The sequence below is a fragment of the Arcobacter defluvii genome (assembly GCF_013201725.1).
Lineage (GTDB): Bacteria > Campylobacterota > Campylobacteria > Campylobacterales > Arcobacteraceae > Aliarcobacter > Aliarcobacter defluvii.
Genome location: NZ_CP053835.1, coordinates 319,163 through 337,230, shown reverse-complemented (window position 1 = coordinate 337,230; position 18,068 = coordinate 319,163). Strand labels below are relative to the sequence as shown.

Sequence of the window (18,068 nt, the reverse complement as noted above, 5' to 3'; positions counted from 1 at the left end):
TTAATCCTTTTTCTCATTTTCTATATTGTAATTCTCAAGTTTTTGAGTAAGTATAGAAGCATTTGGTACACTTAAAAATTTCATTATTTGAGTTACATTATTCTCTTTTAATTTTAAAATTATATCAAAAACATCATCAATTTTGCCTTCACTGATCATTTGATTAAAAATTTCAGCAGCATTTTTTGCTTTCATTGCATTGTATATTTTAGAAGTTTTACTTTCAACTTCTCCTTTTATATCCTTCAAAATTTCAAGATTATCATCATGTAATTTTTTTATTTCATTTTTCTCTTTTTCTATTTGAGTAAGAATATTTTCTAACTCTTTTTTTCTATCTTGATACTCTTTTTCTTTTTCATTATAAAAATTATTTAACTCTTTTTTTAATTCCATAACCTCAATTTTCTGTCTAGTCAAAGAACTACTTGTTTCCTCAGCATTTAGATAAAGTCCTAAAAAAACTATTATTAATATTTTATTGAACAAATTTATTTTCTCCTTTATCTTTTATATATTTACTTTGCATATATTCACTAGATGCTTCCTCTTCGGCTAATAATACCTTTTTAAATGCTTCTTTCTTTTCTTCATCTAAAATATATTTAAATTGTTCAGCCTCTTTTTGTAATTCAATTATCTCTTTTACAAGAACCTCAAGTTGTTTATTTAAACTTGTCTTTTCATTTTTAAGATTTTGAATATACATTTTCATTGTGTTTTTATGCATTGTTAAAATCATAAAATCTGATATAGCACCATGTTTTTCAACTGTTGCTGTATCAATTTTGTTTTGAGTAAAAGATATTTCTAAATCTATTTTTTCTATTTTTGTTTCAATTAATGCCTTTTGCATTAATTTTTGATCTGTTTGATTTTTTTTTAAATTATATAATTTTTCAATCAAATTAATTACCAAATACTAAAATTAGATTCCATAAATCTTTAGTATATGTTTCAATGTGATCCCCAATCCAAGGAAGAGAAATTAAAATAAAAGCAGATACAAAAATCATTTTAGGAACAAAAGATAAAGATGCATCACTTACTTGTGTTACAGCCTGAAAAATAGATATTATAAGTCCTATAATCATACTAACTATTAGTGATGGTAAACCAAGAATCAAAATTATTTTCACAGTATTTTCAGAAATAGCTATTAAATCCATACCTAATCTTTAATTTTTATTGTTATTTCTAATGTTTTGTTATTTAATAATTTAGAAATTAATAATGAAAGATCATCAACATTTGAACTACTAATATTTAGAGTTTCGCTATTATTTTTCACAATTTCTTGTTTAAATTCTATTTTTTCACTCTTCGACTCATTTGTATCTGTACAATTTAATGCTTCTAATAAATCTTTTTCATTCAATGAATCTAACTCAAAAAATTCATCATCACTCATTTTTTCTCCTTTTAAAGGTTCAATATCTTTTAACTCTGTTTTTTTCTCTTCAAAAAAATTTATATCATCAAGATCTTCATCTTTTTCTTCTACAAAATTCTCAAAATCATCAGCTTTTTCATTTTCATCTTTATCTTTCTTAGCAAAAATTTCTTCTAAAAAATCAACATCTTCAAATACTTCTTCTATTGAATCTTCTTCATCTTCAATATTTTCATCTAATAAGTTAGCAAGTATATCTTCATCATTTAAAGGTTCTTCTTGCTCACTTAAAATATCTTTATCATCATAGTCAAATGATATATTATTTAGTCCAAAATTATCATTAAAATCTAAATTTTTATCAGATTCATTATCAAAAATATTTACATTATTTTCTTCATTTTTTCCAATTAAATTCTCTAATTCATCTAAATTTACACCTGAACCCATTGTATCAAACAAATCATCTAAATTTTCTTCTTTTGACTCTATAATATTTTTTTCTTCAGGAATTGGTTCTTTGACTAAAAGTTGGGCTAATTCTTCATCAAGTTCAATACTTTTATTTTTCCCTTCTATTCCATCTTCATTTTCTAAAGATACGTTTTTATCATTTTCTTCTAAATCTTTTTGTTCTTCATATTTTCTAATTATATATTTAGGTATCTCTTTTAAAGAATCTATTGATAAATCAGCAATTCCATTATCAAGTAAAAATTCTTCTTCTATCCCATCTTTTGGTATAAAAAATTTTAATTTTTTATTTAATGAGTTTTTTTTAATTATTTTTTCATCATCAATTAAATATATTTCTTTTGGATAAGTTCTAATAGTTTGTTTTAATTCAGATAATTTATTTATTTCTTTAATTGAAGTATCTGTATCGAGTTTAAATTTAATATTTGAATGTTCTAATGTTTCAAGAATCTCTTTTTTAAAACTTTGATTACCATATATATAAATATTCAATACTAGAACCCTATGTGATGATTTTATTATGATAGATTATACCTTTTTTTATTAAATTTTCGATAAAATATTTCTTACTTAATAATGGAGGATGATATTGAAATATTTTTTTATACTTACACTATTTTTATCATCTTTGTATTCGCAGACTATCAAAGATATTTCAAATGTAATTGGAATACGTGAAAATCAATTAATTGGTTATGGTTTGATTGTTGGACTTCCTGGAACTGGTGATAAATCAAAATTTACAATGCAATCTTTACAAAATCTTCTTAGAAATTCTTACATAAAAATTCCTGCTGGATCAATAAATTCAAAGAATATTGCTGCTGTTATGGTAACAGCAGATTTACCACCATTTTCTAGACAAGGTGATAAAATAAAAGTAAAAGTTTCAACTATTGGTGATGCTAAATCTGTAGATAATGGAGAACTATTAATAACACAATTAAAAGGTGTAGATGGTAATGTTTATGCATTAGCTCAAGGAACGATTGTTTCAAATGAAAATAACAAAACTACTGGATTTATTTATGATGGGGCAACAGTTGAAAATGAGATTGATTATAATTTAAAAGATGAAAATTCTATTCAATTGAGTTTATTAAAAAATTCTGCAAGAAATGCTGATTTAATTGAAACAAAAGTAAATGAAAGATTTAATAAAAAATTAGCAACAGCTCTTGATACAAGAACTATTGAAATTATGAAACCAGAAAATATTTCTATGGTTAAGTTTTTATCTATTGTCCAAAATATAGAATTAGATTCTACATTTAAAAAGAAAGTTATTATTGACCTAAGTAGAGAATCTATAATTACAGGAGGAGATATTCCAATTGATCCTGTTACAATTGCAAGAGATAAATTTACAATTAGAATAGATAAATCACCTTTAAATGATAATGATTGGAATGATTCAAAAAAGAATCCAGGTGTTGATATTGGAGACAATGTTAAAATTGCAGATAAACCTATAATAAATATTGATAATGCAATGATAAATACTAAAGGAACACCTACAATATCTGATTTAGTTCGTTCTATGAAAGTTATGAAATTACCAATGACAGAAATTATTGATACGATAAAAATGATAAAAGAAATGGGTGCAATTGATGTAGATATTGAGGTAAGAGGATAATATGGCTGAATTTTTAAGTCAAGATGAAATTGATGCTCTTTTAGACATTGCTGAACAAGGAGAGGATATTGATGGTACTAATCCTCTTGATAAAGTTGTATCAAAAGAAAAAAATTACTCTATTTATGACTTTAAAAAACCAAATAGAATTACTGTTGACCAATTAAAAGCTTTTTCTACTATGCATGATAAGATGCTAAGAGATTTTATTAATGACTTATCTTCTATGCTTAGAAAACTTGTTGATATAAAGTTATATTCTATTGAACAAATGACATATGGAGAATTTATTTTATCAATTCCCCAAATAACATCTTTAAATACTCTTTCTATAAAACCACTTGATGGAAGAATTGTTGTTGAATGTAATCCTGCAATTTCACATAAAATAATTGCTGATTTATTAGGTTCAGGTGCTGTTAATACAACAGATAATATTGATAGAGAATTAACAGAAATTGAAGTTGAAATTCTTGAACATTTCTACAAAATGTTTATTAAAATATTATATAAAACTTGGAGTGATATTTCAAGTCTGAATTTTAAAATAGAATCAAGAGATACAAATGCAAATGCAATACAAATAGTTTCTGATCATGAAATTGTTTTACTTGTTGTTTTAGAAATAACAATTGATGAAGAATCAGGTTTTCTCTCTATTTGCTACCCTATTTCATATTTTGAACCTCTTTTAAATAAAATTGTTGAAAAAATATTTAGTGAAGGTAAAAATAGAAAATCAAGTAGAAAAAGAGATATAAAAACTTTAATCTCTGGTGCTAGAATGAAAATCGAATCTATTATGGCAGAAACTGAATTAACAACTCAAGAAATTTTAAATTTAAAAGAAAATGATGTTATAGTTTTCAATAAAAATGCAACTTCTTCATCAGCTACTATTTACATAAATAAAAAAGAAAAATTTTCTGCAATATCTGGAATATCAAATAATAGAAAAGCTATACAAATTAAATCAAATTTAGATAAAGAAAAACAAGAAACTCTAGAAAATCTAAGAGCTATGAGAGAAGAAAGAGAAATAAAAGCAAAAGAGACTGCAGAAAATATTAGAAAACTTTTAAATCAAAGAAATAGTTAATCTAACTATTTCCTTTTTTAATTGATACTTTCAATACTCCAAGAAATTGTTTCTCCAGCATACATAGGAACTACATTTTCATTTTTATATTCATAAATTGCTGGAACTACAAAATCTTTTTTTACTAATTTGATAGTTTTTTTCTCTAAAGATAAATTATAAATTCTTTGTGCATTTAATGATACGAAAGCATTTAGTTTGTCAAGTGCATTATGTTTCTCAAAAAGTTCAGTCAAAACCTGTAATGCAATTGGTGATGTAAATACACCAGCTGCACAGCCGCAACACTCTTTTTTATGTTTTGGATGAGGAGCAGAATCACTACCAAACATAAGTTTTGGATGAGCTTTTAGTGCTGCATTTAATAATGCACTTCTATCTTCTGGTCTTTTTGCAATTGGTTTACAGAATAGATGCGGATTTAACATTCCTCCTGCAACATCATCTAGTGTGATTATTAAATGATGAAGAGTAACTGTTGCAAATAGATTGTCGTATTTATCCAATAATTCTATTGCATCTTTTGTTGTAATATGTTCCATTATGATTTTTAAATCAGGAAAAGATTTTGCAATAGATTCATAAATTGGCATAAATTCTTTTTCTCTATCCATTACAAATCCATTTGTTTCACCATGAATACATAATGGAATACCTAACTTACTCATAGATTCTAAAGCTGGTCTTAAAACTTCAACATCCATTGAAGCAACACCTGTTTCTGAATTAGTAGTAATTCCAGCAGGATAAAGTTTAATTCCAATAATATCATTTTTTACATCTGATAAAAATTCATATGAATAATCATTTTTAAAAAACAGTGTTACATATGGTTCAAATTTATCATCTTTACAAGCTTCTTTAATTCTTTGTTTATATGATAATAATGCTTCTTTTGTAGTAATTGGTGGTACTAAATTTGGCATAATTAGTGCACCACTAAATGTTTTAGAAGTTAATGGACCAACAAGTTTTAACATATCTGCATCTCTTAAATGCAGATGCATATCTAATGGTTCATTAATTTCAAATGTCAATTCAGCCATTAAATAGCTTCCTCGTCTTGCTCACCTGTTCTAATTCTTACAATTTTTTCAACTGGTGATACAAAGATTTTTCCATCTCCAATTTTTCCTGTTTTTGCAGATTCTATAATTACTGAAATAATTGCATCAACACTTTCGTCTGCAACAATTAATTCTAATTTAATTTTTGGCAAAAAATCGACTACATATTCTGCACCTCTATAAAGTTCACTATGACCTTGTTGTCTTCCATAACCTTTTACGTCTGATACAGTCATTCCTGTTACACCAGCTTGTGCTAATGCATCTTTCACATCTTCTAGTTTAAATGGTTTAATTACAGCTTCAATTTTTTTCACTATTAATCCTTTTTTTAGTTCTTATATTTTAACAAAATTTTTTTAAATTAATATTAGAATGCTCGCTTAAACTCAGGATAAGCTTCAAGTCCACATTCTCCAACATCTAATCCTTGCATTTCATCATCATTTCCTGCACGTAGTGGAATTATTTTATTAATTAAAAATAAAACAATATATGAACTAACAAATGCAAAAATTGCAACAATTAAAATTCCCTTTAATTGTCCTAACAGTGTTATATCATTTCCATTTGAGGCAAAGATACCAACAGCTAATGTACCCCAAATTCCATTTACTAAGTGAACAGATAATGCTCCAACTGGATCATCAATTCTCAATCTATCAAACATTGGAACTGCAACTACAACTAAAATTCCACCTATTGAACCAATTAAAATTGGTGTATAAATATCATATAAATCTGGACCAGCTGTAATTGCAACTAAACCACCTAATGCTCCATTTAAAATCATTGTTAAATCAAGTTTTTTATAAATTATTTGCATAACTATCGCAACTATTATTGCACCACTTAATCCTGCTGTATTTGTATTCATTATTGTCAATGCAACTAAATCTGCATTTTCTTTTGATGCTATTGAGCCTACACTTCCACCATTAAATCCAAACCAACCAATCCATAATAAAAATGCACCTAATGTTACTAAAGGAATATTCGAAGCAGGAATTACTCTAATTCCTCCTTCAGGAGTGTATCTTCCTTTTCTAGCACCAATAATTAATATTGCAGCTAATAATGCCCAACCTCCTGTACTATGAATCACAGTTGAACCAGCTAAATCATACATTGATAATTCTAATATTGTTCCTTCAAGAAAATTTGCTCCCCAAGTTACATTTACAACAATTGGATATAAAATTGCAGCCATAATTATTGTAAATATCGCAAGTGGTATTATTTTTGCTCGTTCACTAACTCCACCACTCATAATATTTATAACTTTTCCTACAAAAGCCATTTGAAATAAAAATGCTGCATACTTACTCATCGTATCGCTTCCTAAATCACCAAAAGCCAATGAATAACCAAATAATAAAAAAGATAATGATGCTATTGCATAAATAAGTGTATTTATAGTTAATACTGCTGTAACATTTTTTGTTCTTACAATTCCTGCTTCTAACATAGCAAAACCGGGAACCATAAAAATAATCAACGTCATTGCAAAGATTGCATACAAAGTATCAATTATGTAAGATAATGATTCTATACTCATAATATTCCTTATTCTTTTTTGAATATTATAACAGTATATATTTTATATTTTAAGAACTTAATGTATATATTTTATACAACATAGTAAGGAAAGGTTATTTCCTTACTACAAGTAGAAAAACTAAACTGCTTCACTTCCTCGTTCTTCAGTTCTAATTCTTACAACTTCATCTAAAGATGAAACAAATATTTTTCCATCTCCAATTTTTCCTGTTTTTGCTGAATTAACGATTGCATTAATCACAGTTTCAACCATTTCATCTTTTACAACAACATCTATTTTGATTTTTGGTAAAAAATCAACTACATATTCTGCACCTCTATAAAGTTCACTATGTCCTTGTTGTCTTCCATAACCTTTCACATCATAAACACTCATACCTGTAATACCTGCTTCAACTAAAGCATCCTTTACATCTTCTAATTTAAAAGGTTTAATTATTACTTCAATTTTTTTCATCATTTATCCTTAATTACGCTCTTTTAAATTCTGGATAAGCTTCTAATCCAGTTTCATGAATGTCAAGACCATTAACTTCTGTTTCTTCATCAACTCTTAATCCCATGATTAAATCTAAGATTTTCCATACAATGAATGATGATATGAATACAAATGCTCCAATTACAACTATACCTTTAACTTGAGCTAATAAAGCAACTTCAGGATTGAAAATACCTACAGCTAATGTTCCCCAAATACCTGCAACTAAGTGAACAGATAATGCTCCAACTGGATCATCAACTCTTATTTTATCAAAGAATGGTACAGCAAATACAACTAATGCACCACCAATTAATCCTTCAATAAAGGCAATGTTCATACCTAAATCTGGACCTGCAGTACAAGAAACTAACCCTGCTAATGCACCATTTAAAACCATAGTTAAATCAACTTTTTTATAAATTAGTTGAGTTAAAATTGCAGCCATTATAGCACCAGCACAAGCTGCCATATTTGTACTTGCAACTACTGAAGCAATACCATCAATATCTTCTTTTGAACCTAAAGCTAATTGAGAACCACCATTAAATCCAAACCATCCCATCCATAAAATAAATGTACCTAAAGTAGCCAATGGTAAATTTGAACCTGGCATTGGTTTTACTTGACCATCTTTAGTATATTTACCTTTTCTAGCTCCTAAGATTAATACACCAGCTAATGCAGCCCATCCACCAACAGAGTGAACAATTGTTGATCCAGCAAAGTCAGAGAATCCAGCAATTAAACCACCTAATTCACTTCCTCCCCATGTCCAGTGACCTTGAATTGGGTAAATTAATCCAGATAAAAACACTGTAAATATTAAGAATGGCCATAATTTCATTCTTTCAGCAATTGTTCCTGAAATAACTGATGCAGCTGTTGCTACGAAAACAACTTGGAAGAAGAAGTCAGCCATTACTGGATAACCCATTTCTTCATTTGTTTTTCCAGATAACATTGCTCCACTTCCAATAAATGCACTTCCATCACCATACATAAAGTTATATCCTACAAAATAGAACATGATACAAGAAATAGCAAATAAAGCAACATTTTTTGTTAATACTGTTGCTGTATTTTTAGTTCTTGTTAAACCTGATTCTAGCATTGCAAAACCTGCTGCCATCCACATTACAAGGATTCCTGCAAATACAAACAGAAAACCATCTAAAATATATTTTACATCAGTAAAATTTTCCATAAGACTCCTTTGTCAATTTATCTAAACAAATTATAGGAATTTCTAAACAATATGTAAATATATATTTGTATATTTTTTATACAATATAGTTGTTTTCTAATTTTATTCTGACATAAAACAAAAAATTTAAATTTTTTATTATATAATCACAAATAAATTATCATAAAAAAATGGGCAAAAATAATGTTTAGCAAACTTCTTAAAAAGACTAAATTTACGGAAGAAGAATTTATAAAAGAGTTAATATCCTCTTCATTAGATTTAGAAAAAATAACTAAAATATACAATCAATTAGATATTGATTTAAATTCATATTATTATAAAGATGAACATATCTTACATTATTGTTGTAAAAAAGATTTATATGAATCAGTACTATGGTTATTAAATCAAGGAGTAAGTCCTGAAATTGAAAATAATCAAAAAGAAACAGCTATATTTTATGCTATTCACTCAAAAAGTAGTGCTATTATGCAACTTCTAATCGAACATAATGCAAACATAAATCATTTAAATATTTATAGAAGAACTGCATTACAAGATGCTGTAATTAGTGCAAGCAATAGAATAGTAAATTTTTTAATTGAAGTAACTACAAATTTGGGAAATTGTGATATTCACGGAAATAATTTGATTTTTGATGCGATAGCAAATGGAAACTTAGAAATTATCAAAAAAGTCGCTTCCTTACAAGAAATAAATATTAATCAAATAAATGAAGAAGGAAATACTATCTTACAAAAAGAGACAGTTCTAAAAAACAATAATCTTGCTTTATTATTATTAGATTTAGGTGCAAATCCTACAATATTAGATAAAAATGGAAAAAACTTCTTATTTTATGCCATTACTAAAGGTATAGAAAACATTAGTATTATTCAAAAAGCAGTTGAATTGGGTTGTAATATAAATAGTAAAAGTTCACAAAACACTACTTTATTAATGGAATCAATCAATTATTTTTTAAATGCAAAAGATGAAAATGAAAAAATTAGCCATTTTGAAATGATTAAAGAACTTATAAATTTAGGAGTTAATGTCGAAACATTAGACAATAAAGGAGAAAATGCTTTCTTTTTAGCGACAAAAAGTGAAGATAGAGAATTAATAAATTTATTTCTTGAAAATTCTAATGTTAATTTAAATCATGAAAATATTGATGGAGAAACAGTTTTATCAATTTTAGTATTAAATGGTATAAGAAATAGTGATTTAATAAAACTTTATTTGGAAAAAGGAGCTAATCCAACACTTGAAAATAAATTTGGCAAATCAATTATAGAAATCTTAATAGATATAATTTTACATGTTCAAAATAGAAAAGAGTTAGATTTTGAATATGAGATACTTTTAAATGAAGATGCTGAATATCCAACTGTTTTAGAAAATCTTCTAAGAAATTGCAAAATAGATTTAAATAAACTAAATTCAAAAAGTGAACCAATTTTCTTTCAATCTATCTTATATTTTAACTTCAAATTGTTTAAAATTCTAAGAATAAAAAATATTAATCTAAATCAAAAAGATAAAGATGGTAATAACATTGTATTTAAACTAATGCAATATAACTATCAAGGTAAAATAAAAGATAAAAAACTATATTTAAACACTTTAAAAAGTCTTATTAATTCTGGTGTAGATATAAATGCAAAAAATAATGAAGGTCTTACAGCTTTACATGTTGCAGTTACTGAAAAATGTGAATATACAATTAGATTATTATTAGAATTACGAGCTGATTGTTTTATCACTGATTCAAAAGGAAGAAGTATCATTAATAATTGTATTTTAAAAAATACTACAAAATATTTCAAATTAATTCATCACTATAATAAAGATATTGTTGATATTCCTGATATATTTGGAGTTAAACCTATAAATTATGCAGCTTTTATGGGAAAAAAAGATTTAGTTATTGAAATGTTAGATGAAGGTGTATCTGTTAATAATCCATCTAAAAAAGATCCTAAAATATTAAAATTTTTAGAAAAATTTCACCAAAATATTATTGATTTATCAAAAGGTGTAGAAAAAGAGTTAGATAAAGCAAATCTAAATTTACTTGCAAATAATATGATAAAAGAATTTAACATTACACAATAAAATCAACATCTGATTAGTTAGTATACAATGGTTTTTAACTTACTAATCAAATTCTTTTATATAATATAATAAAAAATATACAGGATTACTATGAAAGAATTTTTTGAAACTTATACGCAACATCAAGAAGATATAGAATATTTTTTGCAAGAGAGTTTAAAAAATATTGGAAATCTATCAATCCACAAAAAAAATGATTTTAAACAACTTTATAAAATATTTCCTTCTCTTGAACTTGTTTATATTATAGATAAAGAGACAAAAATCCAAACTTCAAATAATTTTTATCGATATAAAGTCGATGAAAGTGCAAAAAATAAAGACCGTTCACATCTAATTTCTAAATTACATTTTAAAGAATCAAATATGGCTTTTTCAAAACCATATATAAGTAGTGCAACAAAAAGTACTTGTGTAACGGTTACAATAAAAGAAGGAGATGAAATCTTTTTTTTAGATTTTCAAATTGATGTATTATTACAAAAATTAAATCTAATTGAATTAAATAAACCTTTTCATAGTGTTACTAAAGGTTTCTATATACTTGCAGGATTTTCAATGATGATTTTAGCTCTTGCAACAATTTTATTTTCTTTATACGATTTTATTCTTTATATTTTTTCTAAACATGATATTGCATTAGAAATGATATTTAAACCTATAATTGCGTTAACTTTAAGTATAGCTATTTTTGATTTAGCTAAAACTATTTTAGAACAAGAAGTATTTTTTAAATCATATTCAAAAAATTCAAGAGTTGAAACAAAATTATTAACAAAATTTTTAACTACGATTATTATTGCTTTATCTATTGAAGCTTTAATTGTCGTATTTAAAATTGCGATTAATGATTATGATAAGATGATTAATGCTTTTTATTTAATTGCAGGAATTGCTTTAATTCTTATCTCTTTAACTGTATTTATATATTTTTCATCAAAAAAATATAAACAATCTTCTGATTCACAAAATTAAGAAATTTATTTTTAAATAAATTTCTTAACTTTAAAATTATTTCATCTCTTTATTAAAATAAGTGTTATAAAACTGTTTTGCAGTTCTTGCACTTTTACTTGCTCTTAATTGAGCAAATCTTAATGCTTCTTTATATAGTTCTTCTTTATCTATCTCACAATCTTTAAAATAAAAATCTACAACTTTTAAATAATCATCTTGCGTTCCATGATAAAAAGATAACCATAATCCAAATCTATCACTTAATGAAATTTTTTCTTCAACACTATCTGAATAATGAATTTCACCATTATTTCCAATTTTTGTACCTTCATTATCTTTTTGATATTCTGTTATTAAATGTCTTCTATTTGATGTTGCATATATTTTTATGTTTGAAGCTGGAGCTTCAATAGAACCTTCTAAAATTCTTTTTAAACCTTTATATCCTTTTTCGCCCTCTTCAAAAGATAAATCATCACAAAAAATTATAAATTTATATGGTTTTTCTCTTATCAAATCTGATATTTCAATCAAGTCATCCAAATCATCTCTATCAATTTCAATAAGTCGTAAGCCATCTTTTTTAAACTTGTTTAAAATTGCTTTAATTAATGATGATTTTCCTGTTCCTCTTGCTCCCCAAAGTAAAACATTATTTGAGGGCAATCCTTTTAGAAATCTTTTTGTATTTTCAATAATTGCATCTTTTTGAGTATCTATTCCCACTAACTCATCTAATTTTATTTTATCAAGATGTTTTACAGGTTTTAATAACTCTTTTTTAGCTCTATATATTGCTGCATAATTCTTTTTCCATTTCATTTGTAACTCCTTTAAATTATGATAGAGGAATATTTATTTCAAACATTGCACCAATATACTCTTTGTTATTATAAATATATCTTTCATTTGAAACACTAATAGTCCCCTTCATATGCTTTTTGATTATTTCTTCACACATATAAAGTCCTATTCCAGTACCTTTACTTTTATGTTTTGTTGTAAAATATGGTTCAAAAATTCTATCTATTATCTCTTCATTTATTCCATTTGCATTATCTTTTATAGAAATTTTCAAATTATTCTTTTCTTTAAATAATTTTATAAATATATATTTTTCAAAATTCTTATCTTTTTTTATTAATTCATCTTCTGCATTGTTTAATATATTTATTATCACTTGTAATAACTCATTTTCAAAAGTTAAAACTTCACAATCTTCTATCTCTTTTATAATCTTTATTTCATTAGTATTAAATGAAATTTTTACAATATTTAGTGCTTTATCTATCAAATCTTTACTTTTAAATAAATTCTCACTTCTTTCAGGTGAAAAATAATATCTGAAATCATCTATTGTATTTGATAAATAATTTGCTGTATCAATTATATAATTAAGAGATTCTTCACACTCTTTTTCTTCTAAAATTCCATACTCTTTTTTTAGCTTTATTGAAGAAGCAGAAGTTGTTATAATAGAAAGAGGTTGTCTCCATTGATGGGCAATATTTTCTATCATTTCACCCATTGCTGCCATTTTATTTTGTTGAAATAAAAGTTTGTTTTTTTCATCATTTTTTATTATTTCATTGTTAACTGTTTGTTGTAAATATTCATTTAACTCTTTTAGCCTTTTAGAATAAATATAATAACTTATAATCAAAACTGTCAAACATAGAAGAATCAAAAATAAAATCAAATATAAAAAAGCATGTTGTTTAAATTTTGTTATTTCTGATATATCAATTAAATTCAAATCTTTAAATATTAAAATATCTGCTAATTTTATATCGTCTTGATAAATTTTGAAAGTTGTAATTATTTTTCCATCTTTTATTACATAATTATTTATTTCCAAAAATTTTTTTATATCTTCATTTTCCAAATAAGTTAGTAATTCTTTTGAAACATCAACATTTGGAATATAATAATCTTTAAAAAATATTTTACTAAAACTATTTTGTTTTAATTGTTCTGTAAAAAGTTTATCAACTAAAATTATTGGTTCTACTTTATCAATATCCTTTAAATCTTTTGTTATAGAATTAAAATGTGTTATTCCTTCTAATGTTCCAATAAAATCGTTATTTTTATAAATAGGAACAATTGATTTAAATGTCATATCATAAATTCCAACACTTATTGTATTTTTTATTTTTGGTTCTTCCAATATTTTTTGCAAATCTAATCTATATAATTTTATTTCATCATTCTTATTTTCTGTCCAACTTCTATAAACAGAAATTCCATCTTTATTGATAATTTGAAACCAAACATTTTTAAAATCTGTATAATCTTTTAATTTTTTACTTAAATTATTTAAATCATAAAAATTAGTTTCTTTTTTATTTAGAATAATTTTTTTAATATTTTCATTTTCAGATAAAGTAAGAGTTATAGCTAAAGTTGCATTCTTTTTTGAAAGAATTAAAGAATTAATTTTATCTTTTATATTAATTGTTAAACTATTATATTTTTCTTCTAAGAGTTCTTTTTCTTTTTTAAGTATAAATTCTATTCCACCAAAAGCTGTAATAAAACAAAGAAAAATCAATACAAAAAAATTTATTAAAATATATTTACTTTTCTTCTTCAAATAGAACCTTTTTATTTATTATTATATTATTTAGAGTATTACATATTCTTTATTAAATAATAATTTGTTTAAATTATCATTACAATTGTTTATTTTTTATACATTTTTTTACTTTTTTTTCATTTTTATACAGTATAATATTTTATAAATGGTAAATCATCTACAAATTTTTAGAGTTAAAAGAGGTAATATAATATGCAAGAATATATAGCAAAAGATAGTATTTCCAAAGAGATTTTAAATTCAGCAAAACTTTTACAAGCAGTAGAAGTAAATGCTTTAATCTTAGGAGAAAGTGGTGTAGGAAAAAAATCTTTAGCTAAATATATTTTACCCCAATCAGAAGTTTATGAAGCAAAAAATTTACAAAAAGATATTGCAGATGATGTTTTAACTTTGCAAAATGATGCAATAATTATAGATAAAATAAATGAAATTACAAATATTGATTTATTTTTAAAATGGATTGAAGAAAATGCAATTAGAATTATTGCTATATCGCCAACTGAGAATTTAAATCAAAAATTAAAAGATATTTTTTCGATTAACTTAGAAATTCCTATTTTAGCAAAAAGAGAAGAAGATACAAAAGCTTTAGTAAATAAATTCTCACAAGAGGCAAGTTCTATTTTAGATATGCCTTTAATTCCACAATCTAAACTTATTATTAATATTTCAAACAATACTCATAGTTTAAGAAAATCTATCTATTTTTCATATCTTTTTGAAACAATTGGTGAGCATGAGATTTTAATGTTTTTAGAAAAATATATAAGTGAAAATCTATACGGAGAAAATTCTTATAAAGATTTATCATATATTTTTGAAGTTCCTTTACTTAAAGCTGCAACAAAAAAATATAAATCACAAGTTCAAGTGGCAAAACACTTGGGATTAAATAGAATTACTTTAAGAAAAAAATTGGAAATTTATAAAGATTTATTATGACAGAGCTTAATTTACAAATTGAAGAGTTAATTTCAAATAATGCTACAGATTTTCAAATCTCAAAAGTTTTTAAGACATATTATAAAAACTATTTAGAATCAATTGATACAACAGTTGAAACAACGGGTGGAAAAGATTTTTTCATAAAACACACAAAACATACAGATAAATTTTTAATCCTTTTATACAAATATATCTTAAGAAAAAACTTTGGTTCTCATCAACCAATGAGTACATCAATTCCAATTTCTTTAATTGCCCTTGGTTCTTATGGAAGAGAACAATTATGTATTTACTCTGATATTGATATTATGATTTTATATGAAAATATCAAAGGCTATAATCTTAAAGATATTATGGAAGAATTTATAACTTTAGCTTGGGATTGCGGATTAAAACTCGGTTCAAGAGTTCATGAATTAAAAGAGATAAAAGAAGCAGTAAAAGAAGATATAACAATAAAAAGTTCTATTTTAGAATCAAGGATGATTTATGGTTCAAAGATTTTATGGTTTAGTTATGAAAATGTTCTAAAAATCATTAGAAAAACAAATCAAAAAGAGTTCATTTTAGACAAACTTGAAGAACATAAACAAAGATTACTAAAATATCCACTAAAGATGGAACCAAATATCAAAGATGGATATGGTGGAATAAGAGAAGCAAATATGATGTATTGGATGGCTAATATTTTATATGGAGTTACTAATACAAAAGATTTAATTGGAACTCAATTCACAGAAGATGAATATAAAAAATATAGACAAGCTTTAGAATTTATTTTTCAAGTTAGAAATGCTTTACATAATATTGCTAGAAAAAAATTAGACCAAGTAACTTTTGATATATTACCTGATTTAAGTTCTAAACTCGGATTTAAAAATACATCAAGATATACAAAAGATAGACTTTGTATGTCAAAAATCATCTCTTGTTTACATATAATTCATAGTTTCACAGCAACAATGGTAAAAAAATTTACAAGAGTTGCTTTTTTTGAAGCATCAAATATAGCAAAACTAAAAACTCAAAGATATAAAAAAAATCTTTATATAATTGACAATGAACTTTATTGTTCATTTAGTGCAAAATCTCAATCTTTAAATTATATGCTTAAAGAACTTATTGAATTACCAGCAAATGTAGAAAAATTTGATAGGTCATATATTTACTATTTAAGTAAAGCGAAACTTCCAAAGGTTCAAACAAAAGAGTTAAAAAAAACTGTTAAAGCTCTTTTATGTAAAACAAATTTATATCCTATAATAAAACTTATTTATAATGCTGGATTATTCAGAGCTGTTCTACCTAGTACAAAAACGATGATTGATTTACCACAATTTGACGGTTATCATGCGCATCCTGTTGATATTCATTCTATTAAAACTCTAAAATTTGCTCAATATATAGAAAATGATTTTATTAAATCTATATTTGATGAACTTACAAATGAACAAAAAATAATAGTAAGATTGGTTGCTTTCTTACATGATATTGGAAAAGGAAGAAAAGAAGATCATCATATTGTTGGAGAAAAATTATTTAAAAGTATGATGAAATCTTTTGATTTTGATGATGAATTTATAAAATTAGGTTCAAGATTAGTTAGATATCATAATATGATGTCTTATATGGCAACTCATGAAGATATATATTCTGAAAAAACTATTTTAAACTTTACTGGATTGATTAAAACAAAAGATGCATTAAAAATGTTGTACGTAATTACTTATTGTGATATTTCAGCTGTTGGGAAAAATATTTTCAATAGTTCAACAGCATCTTTATTAAAACAGTTATATTATCAATCATTACCAGCATTTGAAGATGAAGAATTTTTAAATGAAAGTAAAAGAAGAATCGTAAAACAAAATGCAATAAAAAATTTGCCAAGATATAAAGAACTTCCAACTATTTTACAAAAGAAAATAATGTACATAGCTTCAAATCAAATCTTCTTAAGATTAAAAGCTGAAGATATTTTAGATATTGCAATAAAAGCAAAAGATGTAGATAGCTATATTTATAAAATAACAAATGAAGCACAACTTACTATTAGAATTATCAGAAAATCTCCACTTAATCTTGGATATTTACTAGGTAAATTAGAGTTTTTAAATATTGCATCGATGAATATTTTTAAACTTTATGATAATAAAAAAGCTTTTGAGATCTCTTTTTCTGAAAAAGTTGATAATGAAGACATTTATTTTATTGAAGAGATTATCAAAGACTCTTTTGATATGAATAAAACAACAAATTTAATTACTCCAATTATAAAAAAAGAAAATGTAAAAATAGATTGTAATCATACTATTTATCTAGCATCTATGCATATAGTTGCAAAAGACCAAAAAGGTTTATTTGCATATATAGCTAAAATCTTTGATGATTTTAATGTTGAAATTGAAAGTGCTAAACTTCATACTCTAAAAGGTTATGCAAAAGATTTAATTTTAATTGAAAAAAATGGGAATTTCTGTTCAAATCAAGATGAAATTATAGATTTAATATGTAAAGGCGATAAAACAGAATAATTCTGTT

General features: G+C 24.7%; 17 protein-coding genes. 6 read left to right on the top strand and 11 right to left on the bottom strand.

Annotation, left to right across the window (positions count from 1 at the left end):
• Genes ADFLV_RS01770 through ADFLV_RS01755 form a run of 4 tightly spaced genes read right to left on the bottom strand, consistent with a single transcriptional unit; the run spans position 1 to position 2,362 of the window.
• Positions 1–489 (bottom strand): MotE family protein, encoded by a 489-nt coding sequence (locus ADFLV_RS01770; protein ID WP_014473057.1) that lies wholly within the window; start codon positions 487–489, stop codon positions 1–3.
• Positions 479–907: a hypothetical protein gene (locus tag ADFLV_RS01765; RefSeq protein WP_041654619.1), complete on the bottom strand. Its 429-nt coding sequence runs from the start codon at positions 905–907 to the stop codon at positions 479–481. Before ADFLV_RS01765 ends, ADFLV_RS01770 begins: the two co-directional genes overlap by 11 nt.
• Before the next feature lies 1 nt (position 908).
• Positions 909–1,169, bottom strand: coding sequence for a flagellar biosynthetic protein FliQ (locus ADFLV_RS01760; protein WP_014473055.1), 261 nt, complete (start codon positions 1,167–1,169; stop codon positions 909–911).
• 2 nt (positions 1,170–1,171) lie between these two features.
• Positions 1,172–2,362, bottom strand: a complete 1,191-nt coding sequence (locus ADFLV_RS01755) for a hypothetical protein (RefSeq protein WP_129010325.1) — start codon at positions 2,360–2,362, stop codon at positions 1,172–1,174.
• A gap of 91 nt (positions 2,363–2,453) precedes the next feature.
• Between ADFLV_RS01755 and ADFLV_RS01750 the strand changes: the two genes are divergently transcribed.
• The gene (locus ADFLV_RS01750) at positions 2,454–3,509 is read left to right on the top strand and encodes a flagellar basal body P-ring protein FlgI (protein WP_228712348.1); all 1,056 of its coding nucleotides are present in this window, start codon (positions 2,454–2,456) and stop codon (positions 3,507–3,509) included.
• 1 nt (position 3,510) lies between these two features.
• Positions 3,511–4,608 (top strand): flagellar motor switch protein FliM, encoded by a 1,098-nt coding sequence (gene fliM, locus ADFLV_RS01745; RefSeq protein ID WP_014473052.1) that lies wholly within the window; start codon positions 3,511–3,513, stop codon positions 4,606–4,608.
• A 17-nt stretch (positions 4,609–4,625) separates the two neighbouring features.
• On the opposite strand, the gene pyrC is transcribed toward fliM, so the two are convergent.
• The 5 genes from pyrC to ADFLV_RS01720 form a co-directional block, all read right to left on the bottom strand.
• Positions 4,626–5,654, bottom strand: coding sequence for a dihydroorotase (pyrC, locus tag ADFLV_RS01740; RefSeq protein WP_129010324.1), 1,029 nt, complete (start codon positions 5,652–5,654; stop codon positions 4,626–4,628).
• The gene (locus ADFLV_RS01735) at positions 5,654–5,992 is read right to left on the bottom strand and encodes a P-II family nitrogen regulator (RefSeq protein WP_014473050.1); all 339 of its coding nucleotides are present in this window, start codon (positions 5,990–5,992) and stop codon (positions 5,654–5,656) included. Before ADFLV_RS01735 ends, pyrC begins: the two co-directional genes overlap by 1 nt.
• A gap of 53 nt (positions 5,993–6,045) precedes the next feature.
• Positions 6,046–7,233, bottom strand: coding sequence for an ammonium transporter (locus ADFLV_RS01730; protein WP_129010323.1), 1,188 nt, complete (start codon positions 7,231–7,233; stop codon positions 6,046–6,048).
• A 120-nt stretch (positions 7,234–7,353) separates the two neighbouring features.
• Positions 7,354–7,692, bottom strand: coding sequence for a P-II family nitrogen regulator (locus tag ADFLV_RS01725; RefSeq protein ID WP_014473048.1), 339 nt, complete (start codon positions 7,690–7,692; stop codon positions 7,354–7,356).
• A 13-nt stretch (positions 7,693–7,705) separates the two neighbouring features.
• Entirely contained in the window at positions 7,706–8,920 is a 1,215-nt protein-coding gene (locus ADFLV_RS01720; RefSeq protein ID WP_129010322.1) for an ammonium transporter family protein, read from the bottom strand.
• 183 nt (positions 8,921–9,103) lie between these two features.
• Here ADFLV_RS01720 and ADFLV_RS01715 point away from each other — a divergent pair, with 183 nt between their 5' ends.
• Entirely contained in the window at positions 9,104–11,023 is a 1,920-nt protein-coding gene (locus tag ADFLV_RS01715; protein ID WP_129010321.1) for an ankyrin repeat domain-containing protein, read from the top strand.
• Between the two features lie 90 nt (positions 11,024–11,113).
• Complete coding sequence (locus ADFLV_RS01710) at positions 11,114–11,998, top strand: hypothetical protein (protein WP_014473045.1); 885 nt, start codon at positions 11,114–11,116, stop codon at positions 11,996–11,998.
• Positions 11,999–12,034: 36 nt separating this feature from the next.
• Here ADFLV_RS01710 and ADFLV_RS01705 read toward each other — a convergent pair whose 3' ends face one another.
• Positions 12,035–12,802: an ATP-binding protein gene (locus ADFLV_RS01705; protein ID WP_014473044.1), complete on the bottom strand. Its 768-nt coding sequence runs from the start codon at positions 12,800–12,802 to the stop codon at positions 12,035–12,037.
• 16 nt (positions 12,803–12,818) lie between these two features.
• A complete protein-coding gene (locus ADFLV_RS01700; RefSeq protein ID WP_129010320.1) occupies positions 12,819–14,576 on the bottom strand; it encodes a sensor histidine kinase in 1,758 nt (585 codons plus the stop codon).
• Between the two features lie 195 nt (positions 14,577–14,771).
• Between ADFLV_RS01700 and ADFLV_RS01695 the strand changes: the two genes are divergently transcribed.
• Both ADFLV_RS01695 and ADFLV_RS01690 read left to right on the top strand, forming a co-directional pair.
• Entirely contained in the window at positions 14,772–15,524 is a 753-nt protein-coding gene (locus ADFLV_RS01695; protein WP_014473042.1) for a sigma 54-interacting transcriptional regulator, read from the top strand.
• Positions 15,521–18,061 carry a [protein-PII] uridylyltransferase family protein gene (locus ADFLV_RS01690; protein ID WP_014473041.1) on the top strand — a complete coding sequence of 847 codons (2,541 nt, stop codon included), beginning with the start codon at positions 15,521–15,523 and terminating at the stop codon, positions 18,059–18,061. The genes ADFLV_RS01695 and ADFLV_RS01690 overlap by 4 nt, the downstream gene beginning before the upstream one ends.
• Positions 18,062–18,068 lie beyond the last annotated feature (7 nt).

Excerpts from the sequence above, each read along its gene's own strand:
- ADFLV_RS01760 (WP_014473055.1), bottom strand. The coding sequence starts at position 1,169 with ATGGATTTAATAGCTATTTCTGAAAATACTGTGAAAATAATTTTGATT.
- ADFLV_RS01750 (WP_228712348.1), top strand. The coding sequence starts at position 2,454 with ATGATATTGAAATATTTTTTTATACTTACACTATTTTTATCATCTTTG.
- fliM (WP_014473052.1), top strand. The coding sequence starts at position 3,511 with ATGGCTGAATTTTTAAGTCAAGATGAAATTGATGCTCTTTTAGACATT.
- pyrC (WP_129010324.1), bottom strand. The coding sequence starts at position 5,654 with ATGGCTGAATTGACATTTGAAATTAATGAACCATTAGATATGCATCTG.
- ADFLV_RS01730 (WP_129010323.1), bottom strand. The coding sequence starts at position 7,233 with ATGAGTATAGAATCATTATCTTACATAATTGATACTTTGTATGCAATC.
- ADFLV_RS01725 (WP_014473048.1), bottom strand. The coding sequence starts at position 7,692 with ATGAAAAAAATTGAAGTAATAATTAAACCTTTTAAATTAGAAGATGTA.
- ADFLV_RS01720 (WP_129010322.1), bottom strand. The coding sequence starts at position 8,920 with ATGGAAAATTTTACTGATGTAAAATATATTTTAGATGGTTTTCTGTTT.
- ADFLV_RS01715 (WP_129010321.1), top strand. The coding sequence starts at position 9,104 with ATGTTTAGCAAACTTCTTAAAAAGACTAAATTTACGGAAGAAGAATTT.
- ADFLV_RS01710 (WP_014473045.1), top strand. The coding sequence starts at position 11,114 with ATGAAAGAATTTTTTGAAACTTATACGCAACATCAAGAAGATATAGAA.
- ADFLV_RS01705 (WP_014473044.1), bottom strand. The coding sequence starts at position 12,802 with ATGAAATGGAAAAAGAATTATGCAGCAATATATAGAGCTAAAAAAGAG.
- ADFLV_RS01695 (WP_014473042.1), top strand. The coding sequence starts at position 14,772 with ATGCAAGAATATATAGCAAAAGATAGTATTTCCAAAGAGATTTTAAAT.
- ADFLV_RS01690 (WP_014473041.1), top strand. The coding sequence starts at position 15,521 with ATGACAGAGCTTAATTTACAAATTGAAGAGTTAATTTCAAATAATGCT.